The sequence below is a fragment of the Salmonella sp. 2018103 genome (assembly GCF_026247685.1).
GTDB lineage: Bacteria > Pseudomonadota > Gammaproteobacteria > Enterobacterales > Enterobacteriaceae > Salmonella > Salmonella enterica.
Map to the genome: position 1 here is coordinate 3595009 of NZ_CP111029.1, position 13944 is coordinate 3608952.

General features: G+C 55.8%; 12 protein-coding genes. 4 read left to right on the forward strand and 8 right to left on the reverse strand.

The genetic code is table 11. The features are described from left to right. Positions 1-68: 68 nt before the first annotated feature. The 3 genes from cdaR to dgt form a co-directional block, all read right to left on the reverse strand. A complete protein-coding gene (cdaR, locus tag OLG56_RS17485; RefSeq protein WP_000929420.1) occupies positions 69-1226 on the reverse strand; it encodes a DNA-binding transcriptional regulator CdaR in 1158 nt (385 codons plus the stop codon). Positions 1227-1378: 152 nt separating this feature from the next. Then, a complete protein-coding gene (gene degP, locus OLG56_RS17490) occupies positions 1379-2806 on the reverse strand; it encodes a serine endoprotease DegP (RefSeq protein WP_000753958.1) in 1428 nt (475 codons plus the stop codon). A gap of 129 nt (positions 2807-2935) precedes the next feature. Beyond that, entirely contained in the window at positions 2936-4453 is a 1518-nt protein-coding gene (gene dgt / locus OLG56_RS17495) for a dGTPase (protein WP_000146450.1), read from the reverse strand. A gap of 84 nt (positions 4454-4537) precedes the next feature. On the opposite strand from dgt, the gene mtnN reads away from it, so the two are divergent. From mtnN to OLG56_RS17510, 3 genes are read left to right on the forward strand one after another with little or no spacing between them, the layout of a single operon-like run. After that, positions 4538-5236: a 5'-methylthioadenosine/S-adenosylhomocysteine nucleosidase gene (mtnN, locus tag OLG56_RS17500; RefSeq protein ID WP_000689822.1), complete on the forward strand. Its 699-nt coding sequence runs from the start codon at positions 4538-4540 to the stop codon at positions 5234-5236. Beyond that, positions 5229-6029: a vitamin B12 ABC transporter substrate-binding protein BtuF gene (gene btuF, locus OLG56_RS17505; RefSeq protein WP_001118843.1), complete on the forward strand. Its 801-nt coding sequence runs from the start codon at positions 5229-5231 to the stop codon at positions 6027-6029. Before mtnN ends, btuF begins: the two co-directional genes overlap by 8 nt. A 36-nt stretch (positions 6030-6065) precedes the next feature. Continuing rightward, the gene (locus OLG56_RS17510) at positions 6066-6689 is read left to right on the forward strand and encodes a TRIC cation channel family protein (protein WP_000964234.1); all 624 of its coding nucleotides are present in this window, start codon (positions 6066-6068) and stop codon (positions 6687-6689) included. 100 nt (positions 6690-6789) lie between these two features. On the opposite strand, the gene erpA is transcribed toward OLG56_RS17510, so the two are convergent. Then, positions 6790-7134: an iron-sulfur cluster insertion protein ErpA gene (gene erpA / locus OLG56_RS17515; RefSeq protein WP_001278668.1), complete on the reverse strand. Its 345-nt coding sequence runs from the start codon at positions 7132-7134 to the stop codon at positions 6790-6792. A gap of 81 nt (positions 7135-7215) precedes the next feature. Beyond that, positions 7216-8637 (reverse strand): H(+)/Cl(-) exchange transporter ClcA, encoded by a 1422-nt coding sequence (gene clcA / locus OLG56_RS17520; protein ID WP_000845430.1) that lies wholly within the window; start codon positions 8635-8637, stop codon positions 7216-7218. Between the two features lie 169 nt (positions 8638-8806). On the opposite strand from clcA, the gene hemL reads away from it, so the two are divergent. Beyond that, positions 8807-10087, forward strand: a complete 1281-nt coding sequence (hemL, locus tag OLG56_RS17525; RefSeq protein WP_000045251.1) for a glutamate-1-semialdehyde 2,1-aminomutase — start codon at positions 8807-8809, stop codon at positions 10085-10087. A gap of 84 nt (positions 10088-10171) precedes the next feature. Here hemL and fhuB read toward each other — a convergent pair whose 3' ends face one another. From fhuB to fhuC, 3 genes are read right to left on the reverse strand one after another with little or no spacing between them, the layout of a single operon-like run. Beyond that, entirely contained in the window at positions 10172-12211 is a 2040-nt protein-coding gene (gene fhuB / locus OLG56_RS17530; protein ID WP_094300980.1) for a Fe(3+)-hydroxamate ABC transporter permease FhuB, read from the reverse strand. 14 nt (positions 12212-12225) lie between these two features. Continuing rightward, entirely contained in the window at positions 12226-13116 is an 891-nt protein-coding gene (fhuD, locus tag OLG56_RS17535) for a Fe(3+)-hydroxamate ABC transporter substrate-binding protein FhuD (protein ID WP_001205359.1), read from the reverse strand. Further along, positions 13116-13913: a Fe3+-hydroxamate ABC transporter ATP-binding protein FhuC gene (gene fhuC / locus OLG56_RS17540; RefSeq protein ID WP_001157204.1), complete on the reverse strand. Its 798-nt coding sequence runs from the start codon at positions 13911-13913 to the stop codon at positions 13116-13118. The genes fhuD and fhuC overlap by 1 nt, the downstream gene beginning before the upstream one ends. Positions 13914-13944 lie beyond the last annotated feature (31 nt).

Consider the following 13944-nt stretch of genomic DNA (forward strand, 5'->3'; position numbering starts at 1 on the left):
GGTTTTGCCTAATCCGGCCTACTACTTCGCCCAAGTTCCCTGCTCTGGTCAGCGAAGCGCCGCCGGACTTAACGCTGTTCATCCAGTTGTAGCGCCACATACAGCAACAGCCGATCGTCAAAATTTCCCAAATCCAGCCCGGTCAGTTCCGAAATACGATTTAGCCGATATTCCAGCGTGTTACGATGAATAAACAGCGCCTTAGAGGTCGCCAGCGGCTGGACATTATGGCGAAACCACGCCGTCAGCGTCCGACGTAATAATCCGTTGTTATCCATCGCTTTGAGTTTTACCAGCGGGCGCGCCAGCTCATTGGCCTGCCAGCCGCCACGCAGGCTATCTAACAGAACCGGCAGCATCAAATCCTGATAAAAATAGCTGCGGCTTTCTGGCATCCGCTGTTTGCCGACCATCATCGTGGTGCGCGCCGTGCGGTATGAGCGTGCAATACTGCCCGGCCCGGTAAAGTAATTGCCCAGCGCCACGCGAAAACGTAGCTGACCATTCTCTTTCATTCGCGAGATAAGCTGCTCTACGCGCTTACGATGATCTTCAGCATCCCAACGACCAAACGAGTTTAAAGCGGGTTTGAGCACCACCATCTCGGTGAGAGACACAATGGCTATCAGGTTGTTACGCTCCGGCGTGGTAAGCGCATTCTGCAACTGCTGAAGTTCCGCCATTGCGCTATCGACGCCAAGCTGGCCGCTATCGACTTCCACCACCGCCGCCACACGTGGCTGGTTCAAATCGATCCCCAAACGCTGCGCCCATTCCACCAGCGCCGGCGTATTTTCTTCGGCCTGAATCAGGTTCATCACCAGCTCTTCGCGCAAACGGCTATCCTGCGCCAAAAGGTGCATTAACCGCGACTGCTCCAGCATCATTTCGGCAGTCATACACACCAGTTCGCCATATTTACGCAGATGCTCTGGTTCGCCGGTGAGACCGATCACGCCGACAATTTCGCCCTCAAGGCGTAAGGGAAGATTAATCCCCTGACGTACCCCGTGCAGGTGTCGCGCCACGGCGTCGTCGATATCCACAACCCGGCCCTGCGACAGCACTAACAGCGCGCCTTCGTGCAATTCACCAATACGTTCCCGATCGCCGCTGCCGATAATACGCCCGCGGGCATCCATTACGTTGATATTGGTATCGATGATGCGCATAGTGCGCGCCACGATATCCTGCGCCATTTTGGTATCAAGATGCCAGCCAGCCATAAATCCCTCCTGTGAGCAGAGCACAAGCATAAGGAAGATGACAAGTCTCGACATTGTGCAAATGCACAAAACGGTGCAAATAAGTATGGAGTTGTGGGGGGTTTCACAGAAAAGTGTTGCCCCCTTCCATGGCGGAAGGGGGACAAAGGTGATTACTGCATCAGCAAATAAATAGAACTATCACCACGCTGAATATTCAGCGCCAGCACCGACGGCTTGCTGTCGAGAATTTTACGCAGCTCGGCGATATTTTTCACCGGCTGCTGGTTAGCGCCGATAATGACATCGCCTTTTTTGAGGCCAATTTGCGCGGCGGGTGAATTCGCTTTCACGCTGCTCACCACAACGCCTTTATCCTGGCCTTTATTGCTCATTTCAGCGCCTTCAATCCCGCTGAAGATGGTGCTGGAATCAACCTGACTCTGGCTGCTCTGCTGCAGTTCCAGATTAACCGTAATCGCTTTACCTTCACGCAGCAGACCGAGGCTGATTTTGCTGCCGACCGGCATAGTGCCGACCTGAGCGCGCAGCGCCGCAAAGCTGCTGATCGGTTTACCGTTCAGCGAGGTAATGACATCCCCGGCTTTGATACCCGCTTTCGCCGCGGACGAATTCGGCATCACCTGGCTGACGAACGCGCCACGCTGGGCGTCGACTTTCATCGCTTTCGCCAATTCGGAATTCAGCTCAGTCCCCATGATCCCCAGTTCGCCGCGTTTCACCTGGCCGTATTCCACCATCTGCGACGTCAGGTTTTTCACCATGTTACTGGGGATAGCGAAGCCGATACCGATGTTGCCGCCGTCCGGCGCCAGAATCGCGGTGTTAATACCGATCAGCTCACCGTTCAGGTTCACCAGCGCGCCGCCGGAGTTACCGCGGTTAATCGCGGCGTCGGTCTGAATAAAGTTCTCGTAATTTTCTACGTTCAGGCCGCTACGCCCCAGCGCCGAAACGATACCTGACGTCACCGTTTCGCCCAGACCAAACGGGTTACCAATAGCGACGGTATAATCCCCCACGCGCAGCGCGTCGGAGTCCGCCAGCTTAATCGCCGTCAGGTTCTTCGGATTCTGAATTTGAATCAGCGCGATATCAGAACGTGGATCTTTGCCCACCACTTTAGCATCGAATTTACGTCCATCGCTAAGCTGTACTTTAATCACGCTGGCGTTATCAACCACGTGGTTGTTGGTAACGACGTAGCCCTTCGCGGCGTCAATAATTACGCCGGAGCCCAGCGCCATGAATTTCTGTTGTTGACCGCCGTTGCCGCCGTTACCGCCGCCCTGGCAGAACGGAGAATTCTGGAACGGAGAACCGTCCTGGCAGAACGGGGAGTCATCGCCAAAGAACTGCTGGAAATTACGCGGCATACGCGGCGTATTCACCGTGGTGCTACCTTCTACATTAATACTGACCACCGATGGCATCACTTTTTCGAGCATCGGTGCCAGGCTTGGCATCTGCTGGGCAGTCATTGCTGAAGAGGACGTTTCAGCCGCCGTGGCAGACAGAGGCGACAATGCCAAACCTAAACTCAGAGCCAGTGCACTCATTGCTAATGTGGTTTTTTTCATGTGTTTCAATCTCGATTAACAGGTAACGCAAAATTGCTGTGTACGTCAGATTCATTTTATAACGCGAAGTTCCGGAACAAAGTTTCTGGAAAAAGTAAAAATTTATTGTCCATCTTTACAAAAGTCCATTTACTGTTCGACCGCCATCAAACGCCGATATTCATCCCATGCGTAAAGGTCAGTCATCCCGCTGATATAATCCTGAATCAACCGACAGCGATAATAATATTCCAGTACCGGGTACTCCGCCGAATCCGTAGGTAATTTACTGACGACTTCCACGTAGGCCAAACGATGGCGCGTAGAAAGTTTCTGAAATAAGCGCGATTCTATGGGGAAGCGTTTCAACCGTTCTTTTTCCACCAGCTCGCGAAAGTCGTTAAGCGACAAACTTAATAGCGGCTGATAGATATCTAATAACCCGCTGATCACCCGGTATCCCTGTAGTTCAAGCTGTTCTACATCCGGATGGCTAAACACATGTTCAACCGCCACATTCTTATAGAGTTCAAGCAGGCGGCTAAAACCGCTGGCATCTTCCAGTAACGCCTGATTGAAGGTACCGGCAAAAATCTGCGGCAAATTATCAATAAAACGCTGAGCGGCATAGGGCACCAGTTTATTTAATGTATTTACCCGTAAATACATAAAAAACTGATCTTCGGTACTGCGGCTTAATGTATTGGCGCGTGATTTTTCCCACGCATTTCCTACCACCAGCTCAAACAGCGAATCCTTCTCATGGTGGCCCCACGCGTGATATAAATGGTGATAAAGCTGCTCAACGCTAAAGATTCTTTTCTCTACCGCATCTTCAAGATCGGCGACACAATAAGAAATATCATCTGCGGCTTCCATAATCCACGTTAATGGAAAGCGACTGTAAGGCGCTAACTGCAGTTCTTTACGTAACCTCGCAATATACTTCTCTTCAGAAAGATAATAGCCCGGTTTCTTCATTAAATAGCGATGGGAATCCGGCACCGGCCCTCGCCACCATGCCGGACGGGTATATTTTAAAATTCCGCCAACCTGCGCCCAGGTAAGATTCATCCGCATGAGCGTATGTACCAGACGAATTCCCTGTGCATTGCCTTCAAAATGGCAGATATCCTGACGTACCTTGCGGCGAATATCGTTCAGATTTTCTTCGCCTTCCTGTAACCGTAGCGAGGAAACCACACAGCGATCATGCGTGAGCGGCTGACTTTCCGCATCTTCCGGATGCAGCCGCTGACGAAACCAGTCATTGATCGCCGCCTCGCCAAAATGACCGAACGGCGGATTACCGATGTCGTGCATCAGGCAGGCCATTTCCACAATACTTTCAAAGGGACCGGTCAGCGCGTCCAGGCCGTACTCCTCCAGTCGGTTTTGCTCTTTCAGGCGGCTTAAAATCTCTTTCGCGATATAACGCCCCACCTGCTGCACCTCCATCGAATGCGTCAGGCGAGTACGTACTGCGGCATTGCGCTCCAGCGGGAAAACCTGCGTTTTTTGCTGCAAACGGCGTATAGCCGGAGAGTTGATAATCCGCCCGCGATCGCTTTCAAAAATCCGCAGGATCTCATGTTCCGTCTTTACGCCCTGCGGTGAACGATAACGACGATGCCAGTTAATTTTATTTCGGAAATCGATCGATGCCATATTCTCTCCCCGCCTGAGAAATGCGCTTCCCCATAAGCGCATGATAAACTATGCCCTCAAAACTGACTTATCGCGAGTAAATCTATGAAAATCGGCATCATTGGCGCAATGGAAGAAGAAGTTACGCTGCTGCGTGACAAAATTGACAACCGTCAGACGATTACGCTGGGCGGCTGCGAAATTTACACCGGCCAGTTGAACGGCACCGAAGTGGCGTTGCTGAAATCTGGTATCGGTAAAGTCGCGGCGGCGCTGGGCGCAACGTTGCTTCTGGAGCACTGCAAACCGGACGTGATCATCAATACCGGTTCCGCAGGCGGTCTGGCGTCCACGCTGAAGGTCGGCGATATCGTCGTCTCTGACGAAGCGCGTTACCACGACGCTGATGTGACCGCTTTCGGCTATGAATACGGGCAATTACCGGGCTGTCCGGCCGGATTTAAGGCCGATGATAAACTGATCGCCGCCGCAGAATCCTGCATCAGAGAGCTGAATCTGAACGCGGTACGCGGCCTTATTGTTAGCGGCGACGCGTTTATTAACGGCTCCGTCGGGCTGGCAAAAATTCGGCATAACTTCCCCGACGCGGTCGCCGTAGAGATGGAAGCCACCGCTATCGCACACGTCTGCTATAACTTCAACGTGCCGTTCGTGGTGGTACGCGCTATTTCTGACGTGGCCGATCAGCAATCGCACCTCAGCTTTGACGAATTCCTCGCGGTGGCGGCGAAACAGTCGACTCTGATGGTCGAGACGCTAGTACAGAAACTGGCGCATGGCTAAGCAAATGTTCAGGGCGCTGGTCGCCCTGCTGCTTACGCTCCCGGTGTGGCTTTACGCTGCGCCGCGCGTCATTACCCTCTCTCCCGCCAATACGGAGCTCGCTTTTGCCGCCGGGATTACGCCCGTTGGCGTCAGCAGCTATTCCGACTACCCGCCCGAAGCGCAAAAAATAGAACAGGTCTCTACCTGGCAGGGAATGAATCTGGAACGCATTGTGGCGCTGAAGCCGGATCTGGTCGTCGCCTGGCGCGGCGGTAATGCGGAACGCCAGGTAAACCAACTGACGTCATTAGGTATTAAGGTCATGTGGGTGGACGCGGTAACCATCGAACAGATCGCCGACACGCTCCGTCAACTGGCCGCCTGGAGCCCGCAGCCGGAAAAGGCTCAGCAGGCAGCGCAGACATTGCTAAACGAGTACGCCGCTCTCAACGCCGAGTATGCCGGTAAAGCTAAAAAGCGCGTCTTTCTTCAGTTTGGCATGAATCCTCTGTTTACCAGTGGTAAAGGGTCTATTCAACATCAGGTTTTGACGACCTGCGGCGGAGAAAACGTCTTTGCTGACAGCCGCGTGCCGTGGCCGCAAGTCAGCCGTGAGCAGGTGCTGGCAAGGCATCCCCAGGCCATTATCGTGGCCGGAAAAGCGGGCGAAATTCTCAAAATTGAACAATACTGGGGAAACCTGTTAAAAATTCCGGTTATTCCGCTTAACAGCGACTGGTTTGAACGCGCAAGCCCGCGTATTATCCTCGCCGCAAAACAACTCTGTAATGCGCTTTCACAGGTGAATTAGAGCCTGTCTTACCAGGCTCCCAGTGGGGATTCGACAATGCTCGTCTATTGGCTGGATATTGTAGGCACGGCTGTATTTGCTATCTCTGGCGTGTTGCTGGCCGGGAAATTACGTATGGACCCGTTCGGCGTCCTGGTGCTCGGCGTCGTTACTGCCGTCGGCGGCGGGACAATCCGCGATATGGCGCTGGATAACGGCCCGGTATTCTGGGTTAAAGATCCTACCGATTTGGTCGTCGCCATGGTCACCAGTATGCTGACCATCCTGCTGGTTCGCCAGCCAAGACGTCTGCCGAAATGGATGTTGCCGGTACTGGATGCGGTCGGGCTGGCGGTGTTTGTCGGCATTGGGGTGAATAAAGCCTTCCTCGCTGAAACGGGGCCATTAGTGGCAGTCTGTATGGGCGTGATTACCGGCGTCGGCGGCGGGATTATTCGCGATGTTCTGGCACGCGAGATTCCCATGATCCTACGCACCGAAATCTATGCCACGGCCTGTATTATCGGCGGGATTGTTCACGCCACCGCGTTTTATACGTTTTCAGTACCGCTGGAAAGCGCCAGCATGATGGGTATGGTCGTCACGCTGTTCATTCGGCTGGCGGCCATTCGCTGGCATTTGAAATTGCCGACGTTTGCACTGGATGAAAACGGACGTTGATATTGTTTTGCCCGATGGCGCTACGCTTATCGGGCCTACAGGAAAGATGTTGTAGGCCGGATAAGACGCTCGCGTCGCCATCCGGCACAACGAACAGCAATCAAATGCTGAAGGAAGAGCCACACCCGCAGGTACTTTTCGCATTCGGGTTGGTTACAATGAAGCGGGAACCTTCCAGGCCTTCGGTATAATCGACCGAACCACCCACCAGATACTGCAAACTCATCGGGTCAACCACCAGGCCAACGCCCTGTTTTTCGATGGTCATATCCCCTTCGTTCACCTGATCGTCAAAGGTAAAACCATACTGGAAGCCGCTGCAACCACCGCCGGTGATATACACGCGCAGTTTCAGATTCGGGTTATCTTCGTCAGCGATAAGACTTTTTACTTTATTCGCTGCTGCGTCGGTAAACTGCAGCGGCAGCGCTACGTCATCACTCATATTTTGCTCCAAACGACATCGGTAATTGGATAAATTTTCACCCAATATTGGCAGTCATTATCTAATACCCTGGTAATTCGTTCAAGTATTCTCGCCCGCAGGCGCATTCTGGTTTTTCGCCGCCTGTTCCGCATCCTGCTTCGCCAGAGTGCGCGCCAGGATGGTTGAGTATAACGGTTTCCCGCCCAAAAACTGGGCTAATAGTGTCGCGCCAAGACAGGTGATAATCATTGGCAAAATGAGCTGATAGTTATCGGTCATCTCCAGCACCAGCACAATCCCCGTCAACGGGGCGCGCACCGACGCCGCCATCAGCGCCCCCATCCCGGCAATCGCAAAGGTACCGGCCTCCAGGTGATACTGCGGGAAAAGCACTGCCGCCGCCATACCGAAGGCCGTACCAAGCAGCGTTCCCAGCGCCAGCATCGGGGCGAAAATGCCCCCCGGCGCGCCGGAAGAAAAGCAAAGCAGCGTCGTGACCACCCGGGTAATAAAGATGAACAGCAGTAGCCCGACGCTAAAATTACCTGCCGCGGCGATAGGAATAAGGTTAAATCCGCCGCCTGCCGCTTCCGGCTCAATCAACCCCAGAATACCGCACAGGCCGCCGATCGCGCCGCCCATAAGCACCCATTTTTTAATTTCGCCGCCATGAAAGCGCTGAAACATATCCTGGGTACGCAGCACCAACGAATTAAATACCGGCCCGACGCAGCCAAAAATAATACCGAGGATAAGGTATAACCACAGCGTGTTAACCGGCGCATCAGACAGTTTGCCGACTTCAATAATCGGCGCTTCGCCGTTAAATATGCGGAACACAATGCTCGACATGATGACGCCGGTAAACACCGCTTTAATCGAAATCAGGTTGTAGCGAAACTGCGGGCGCATCTCTTCAATAATAAACAGGATACCCGCTAGCGGCGCGTTAAACGCCGCAGAGAGCCCCGCCGCAGCGCCGGTCGCCAGCAACGTATGCCGTGCTTCGGCGCTGCGCATACGAAAAACATCCAGCACCATGCGCCCCAGGTTGCCCCCGATTTGCACCGTTGGCCCTTCGCGCCCTAATACCATTCCTGCGCCCAACGTTCCCATCCCACCGATAAACTTCACCGGCAACACGCGCCACCAGCGCACCGGACGTAACTCCTCCAGCGCGCCTTCAATTTCCGGGATACCCGAGCCGCCGGCTTCCGGCGCAAATTTTCGTACCAAAAAGTAGCCGACCATCGCCAGTAACGCCGAAAGGATAAAGGCCAGCGGCCAAAGCAAAAACGCATGGTCCGCGACCTGAACCAGCGCGCCAATGCGCATGTTTTGTACCCAGGAAACCGCCTTTTCAAAGGCGACGCCAACCAGTCCGGTAAGCGTGCCGACAACGGCCGCCATGAACAGGATGGCCAGCGGCGTTTTATCCCGCTGCATTAACCGGCGAATCTGATCTCTGCGCCGTAAGCGCACAATTTGCTGAGCTAAAAAGGTGGAAGTGTCTGTTTTCATCAGAAGATCATTAATTGGTAATACAAATCTAAAGTCGGCATTCTACTCGCCAACGCCGTGAAAATCCCCTGCAAATCGTATTGTTTCAAATGCGTAAAACTTTCATAACCTTCTCTGAATAACTTAGAATAGCGGGTATTCACTTTTTCTACGAACCAGGAATCTTTCCATGAGTAAGTCTGAAAATCTCTATAGCGCGGCCCGCGAGCTGATCCCCGGCGGTGTGAACTCCCCTGTTCGCGCCTTCACTGGCGTGGGCGGCACCCCGCTGTTTATCGAAAAAGCGGACGGCGCGTATCTGTACGATGTCGATGGCAAAGCGTATATCGACTATGTCGGTTCCTGGGGGCCAATGGTACTGGGGCATAACCACCCGGCTATCCGCAATGCGGTGATCGAAGCTGCGGAGCGCGGTTTAAGCTTCGGCGCGCCAACCGAAATGGAAGTGAAAATGGCGGAACTGGTCACCAACCTGGTGCCGACCATGGACATGGTGCGCATGGTGAACTCCGGTACCGAAGCGACGATGAGCGCTATTCGCCTGGCGCGTGGTTTTACTGGCCGCGATAAGATTATCAAATTCGAAGGCTGCTACCACGGCCACGCAGACTGTCTGCTGGTCAAAGCCGGTTCTGGCGCGCTGACGCTCGGTCAGCCGAACTCGCCGGGCGTGCCGGCAGATTTCGCGAAACATACGCTGACCTGCACTTATAACGATCTGGCGTCAGTGCGCGCGGCGTTTGAACAATATCCGCAGGAAATCGCCTGTATCATCGTCGAGCCGGTGGCGGGCAATATGAACTGCGTCCCGCCGCTGCCGGAATTCCTGCCAGGTCTGCGCGCCTTGTGCGATGAGTTCGGCGCGCTGCTGATTATCGACGAAGTGATGACCGGTTTTCGCGTAGCGCTGGCCGGAGCCCAGGATTACTACGGCGTCGTGCCGGACCTGACCTGTCTGGGTAAAATCATCGGCGGCGGGATGCCGGTAGGCGCGTTTGGCGGTCGTCGCGATGTAATGGATGCGCTGGCGCCGACGGGCCCGGTTTACCAGGCGGGCACCCTTTCCGGCAACCCGATTGCGATGGCGGCCGGTTTCGCCTGCCTGAATGAAGTCGCCCAGCCCGGCATTCATGAAACGCTGGATGAGCTCACCACCCGTCTGGCGGAAGGTTTGCTGGAAGCTGCCGAAGAAGCGAATATTCCGCTGGTCGTCAACCACGTCGGCGGCATGTTCGGGATTTTCTTCACCGACGCTGAGAGCGTAACCTGCTATCAGGACGTGATGGCGTGCGACGTTGAACGCTTTAAGCGTTTCTTCCACCTGATGCTGGAGGAAGGCGTGTATCTGGCGCCATCGGCGTTTGAGGCGGGTTTTATGTCGGTCGCACACAGCATGGACGACATTAATAGTACTATTGACGCCGCGCGCCGGGTGTTTGCGAAATTGTAAAGGATGAATTGCCGGGTGACGATTACCCGGCCTACATTCTACGCCGTAGGCCGGATAAGGCATTTATGCCGCCATCCGGCAAACTCAGCGGCTCTGTTTACGTAGCAAATAGATAAAGTACGGCGCGCCAATAAAGCTTGAAAGCAGTCCCGCCGGGATCTGATGCGGAAATAGCGCCATCCTGCCGCACCAGTCGGCAAAGACCAGTAAAACGCCCCCTGCCAGCGCCGAGATGACCATATGCGGCATCGTCCGGCGAAAACCGAGCATCCGCGCAATATGCGGCGCCATCAGTCCAACGAAACTCAGCGGCCCAATGGTCATCGTCGCAGTTGCCGTCAAACAAGCCGCCAACGCCAGCAGCGCGATACGCGACGGCGTAAGCGCCATGCCCACCGCGCGCGCGGCATCGCCGCCCAGTGGCAAAATCGTTAACCAGCGGCGACACAACGGCACAATTGCCAGCAAAATCACCATCACGATCGCGGTTCGCGTAACCTGCCCACCAGTGGCGTTATAGGTAGATCCTGCGATCCAGGTCAACACATCCGCCATCCGCGGGTCGCCGCTCGCCTGGAGCATCATTAGCAGCATGGTAAACGCGGTGCTGAGCGCCATCCCCGCCAGCAACATCCGTTGTGGCGAGAAACCGCCGCGTCCGGCGGCTAACATAATAATCAGCAGTGTCGCCGCCGCGCCCAGGCTTCCGGCGGGCAGTAGCCAACCGAAGGCATTCCCCGGCACCAAAAACAGCATCAACACCACGCCAAACGCGGCTCCGGAACTGATCCCCAGCACTTCCGGACTGGCCATTGGATTACCGGTCAGACGCTGAATAATGCAGCCCGCCACCGCCAGCATGACGCCCGCCATTAACGCCGCCAGTATCCGCGGCCAGCGCCACGGCATCAGTTCCTCAAGCAGCGTTCCGCTCGCCCACGTCCAGCCGTGCGCGTCGCGACCAAAAGAGAGCGCGACCCATGTTGCCAGCAGCAGGAGCGCGCCACCGGCAACGGCAAAAGCGAGGACATGCCGACGCTCCGCCGCCACACGATCGCTGGCGTTCATATCTGGCGCGCTCATGCTTTTAAGCCGCGGCAGCAGCCACAGGAGCAGCGGCGCGCCGATTAACGCCGTCACTGAACCGGTGGAGACCTCCATCCATACGCGGGTGAGCCAAAGGATAATCTGATCGGATAGCCATAAAATAAGCGCCCCAATGAGCGGCGCCAGCATCAGGCGCGCCAGCAGACGTCTTGCGCCAAGCATTTTCGCCAGCAGCGGCGCAAACAGGCCGATAAAACCGATAATGCCCACCGCGTTGACTAGCAGCGCGCTCAACACAATCGCCAGCGACAGCGCCGCCAGACGCGCTAACGACAGCGCCAGCCCCAGATTACGCGCAACGCCGTCATCCAGCCCCATCAGCGTCATCGGGCGTAACAACAATAACGTGAGCATCACACCGCCCAGCAACTGCGGCCACAGACGCTGCACGCCGCTCCAGTCGGTTTGCGTCAGCGTTCCGGTGCTCCATAAAAACATGCTTTGCAACTGATCGTGGTGGAAAATCACCAATAGCTGGTTGATAGCCCCACAATAGAGGCTGACCACCAGCCCGGCGAGGATCAGGGTCACTGGCGACAGACGTTTGCCCCACGCCACGCCGAACACCAGCGCGCCGACGATACAGGCTCCCGTCAGGGCGGCAAACTGCGTCGCCAGCGCGCCGGGAATCGCCCATAGCGTAGTCACCGTGATCCCCAATTGCGCGCCGGTCGCCACGCCCAGCGTGGTCGGTTCCGCCAGCGGGTTACGCAATACTTGCTGGAACAGGACGCCTACCAGCCCAAGCCCCGCGCCCACCAACAGCGAAATCGCCAGTCTTGGCAGCAGGCTGTAATGAAAAATCATCTGCTCAATGATGTCGATATGCGGTGACCAGATAGCCTGTTGCCACTGACTGCGCGGTAGCGCAACGGAGAAGTTACCCCATGTCAGCCAGCAGGCGGCAACAAACAGCGCCAATAACAGCAACGCCGGATGGCGGCTTCGCCTTATCCGGCCTACAAAGCACCCGAACCGTAGGTCGGATAAGGCGTTTTTCGCGCCGCCATCCGGCATTTCACGTTTTCTGCTCACGCTTTGCCTCCCAACACGTTATTCAGGATGCGGACAAAATGCATCGTGGAGAGGGTCGCGCCATAGAACCAAACGGCGGGCACCCGATGAAAACGCCCGGCGCGGACAAACGGCATGGCCTGCCACAGCGGCGTTGCCATCAGCGCGTTCATATCGGTGCTATTCCCGTGATCGAAGCAGATCACATCCGCTTCTTTATACATCGCCAGCCGATCGATGCTGACCGCCGTACTGCCCCAAAAGTTGGTTTCACCCTGCCAGGCATTGACGATGCCATACTCGTCCAGCACCTCCTGGAACAGGCAATTCGGGCCGAGCACCAGCATATGCCGCGGATCGATAAGCGTCGTCATCAGTAACGGACGCCCCCCGCGGCGGATAAAATGCGGCTTCTGGCTGGCGATGAAGCGATCGTATTGCGCCAGATGTTTTTCTGCCGCAGCTTCCAGATTCAGCGTCTGCGCCAGTTCAACCAGCGAGCGTCGGGCCACCGCCAGCGGCTTTTTGCCGTCGCTAAAATCGAACCCGCGCCCCGGCGCGATCCGCGCCAGTTTCTCCGGCGAGGGTCCGTAACCTGCCGACCAGACCATAAACGACGGCTTCATCTCTGTCAGCAGTTCGAGATTGGGTTCAGTGCGAAGCCCCACATCAATCACCGAATCCGGTAACGGCGGTTCGCTAACCCACAGCTTATAATTTGGCACGTCCGCCACGCCATAAGGCGTAATACCGAGCGCCAGCAGCAGCTCAACCGGCAGCCACTCCAGCGCCACAATCCGGCGGGGATCGATAGCGGCAGCCTGCGCCGTATTCATTTGCCACAGCAGCGGCGAGAGCGCCATCGCCGTTAATAAACGGCGGCGAGTAAGAGGATATAAATCACGCATTAATACACAAAACTCACAGGTGCCGCGCCCGCTGGATGCGGAAGGATACCCATCGGGATACCGTAAATCTGTTCCAGCGTGTCACTGCGCATCAGTTCCGCAGGCGTTCCTTGCGCAATCATTTCACCGCCGCGTAGCGCGACTAAATAATCACAGTAGCGGGCCGCCATGTTGATATCGTGCAGCACCGCAACCACCGTCAGCCCGCGCTGCTGGCTTAAACGATGCACCAGCGCCAGCACGTCAACCTGATGGGCGATATCCAGCGCTGACGTCGGCTCATCCAGCAGCAGACAACGGCTGTCCTGCGCGACCAGCATGGCAATCCACGCGCGCTGGCGCTCGCCGCCGGAAAGACTGTCTACCAGACGATGCGCCAGCGGTTTTAAGCCGACCAGCGTAATCGCCTCGTCTACTTTTTCCCGGTCCGCGACGCCAAAGCGCCCCAGCGCGCCGTGCCACGGATAGCGGCCAATCGCTACCAGTTCGCGCACCGTCATTCCTTCCGCCTGCGGCAATTGTTGAGGCAGATAGGCAACTTTGCGGGCAAACGCCTTGCTGCTCCAGCTCGCCAGCGGCTGATTGTCGAGCAGAATATCCCCTTCGGAAGGCGGCTGATGGCGGCCCAGCATTTTTAACAGCGTGGATTTACCGGAACCATTATGGCCGATAAGTCCGGTGACGCGACCTGCGGGAAACGTTAACGAGAGAGGGTGTAAAAGCGTGCGGCCCGGCACACGAAAGGCGACGCTTCGCAGCGCAAAGGTGGTATCGGAATGAATGTGGTTTTCCTGCATCGCAGCCAACTTGTAAAACGGGCACGGCAAG

Bases quoted from the DNA above. Each gene is read 5' to 3' on its own strand.
- cdaR (WP_000929420.1), bottom strand. From the start codon at position 1,226: ATGGCTGGCTGGCATCTTGATACCAAAATGGCGCAGGATATCGTGGCG.
- degP (WP_000753958.1), bottom strand. From the start codon at position 2,806: ATGAAAAAAACCACATTAGCAATGAGTGCACTGGCTCTGAGTTTAGGT.
- dgt (WP_000146450.1), bottom strand. From the start codon at position 4,453: ATGGCATCGATCGATTTCCGAAATAAAATTAACTGGCATCGTCGTTAT.
- mtnN (WP_000689822.1), top strand. From the start codon at position 4,538: ATGAAAATCGGCATCATTGGCGCAATGGAAGAAGAAGTTACGCTGCTG.
- btuF (WP_001118843.1), top strand. From the start codon at position 5,229: ATGGCTAAGCAAATGTTCAGGGCGCTGGTCGCCCTGCTGCTTACGCTC.
- OLG56_RS17510 (WP_000964234.1), top strand. From the start codon at position 6,066: ATGCTCGTCTATTGGCTGGATATTGTAGGCACGGCTGTATTTGCTATC.
- erpA (WP_001278668.1), bottom strand. From the start codon at position 7,134: ATGAGTGATGACGTAGCGCTGCCGCTGCAGTTTACCGACGCAGCAGCG.
- clcA (WP_000845430.1), bottom strand. From the start codon at position 8,637: ATGAAAACAGACACTTCCACCTTTTTAGCTCAGCAAATTGTGCGCTTA.
- hemL (WP_000045251.1), top strand. From the start codon at position 8,807: ATGAGTAAGTCTGAAAATCTCTATAGCGCGGCCCGCGAGCTGATCCCC.
- fhuB (WP_094300980.1), bottom strand. From the start codon at position 12,211: ATGCCGGATGGCGGCGCGAAAAACGCCTTATCCGACCTACGGTTCGGG.
- fhuD (WP_001205359.1), bottom strand. From the start codon at position 13,116: ATGCGTGATTTATATCCTCTTACTCGCCGCCGTTTATTAACGGCGATG.
- fhuC (WP_001157204.1), bottom strand. From the start codon at position 13,913: ATGCAGGAAAACCACATTCATTCCGATACCACCTTTGCGCTGCGAAGC.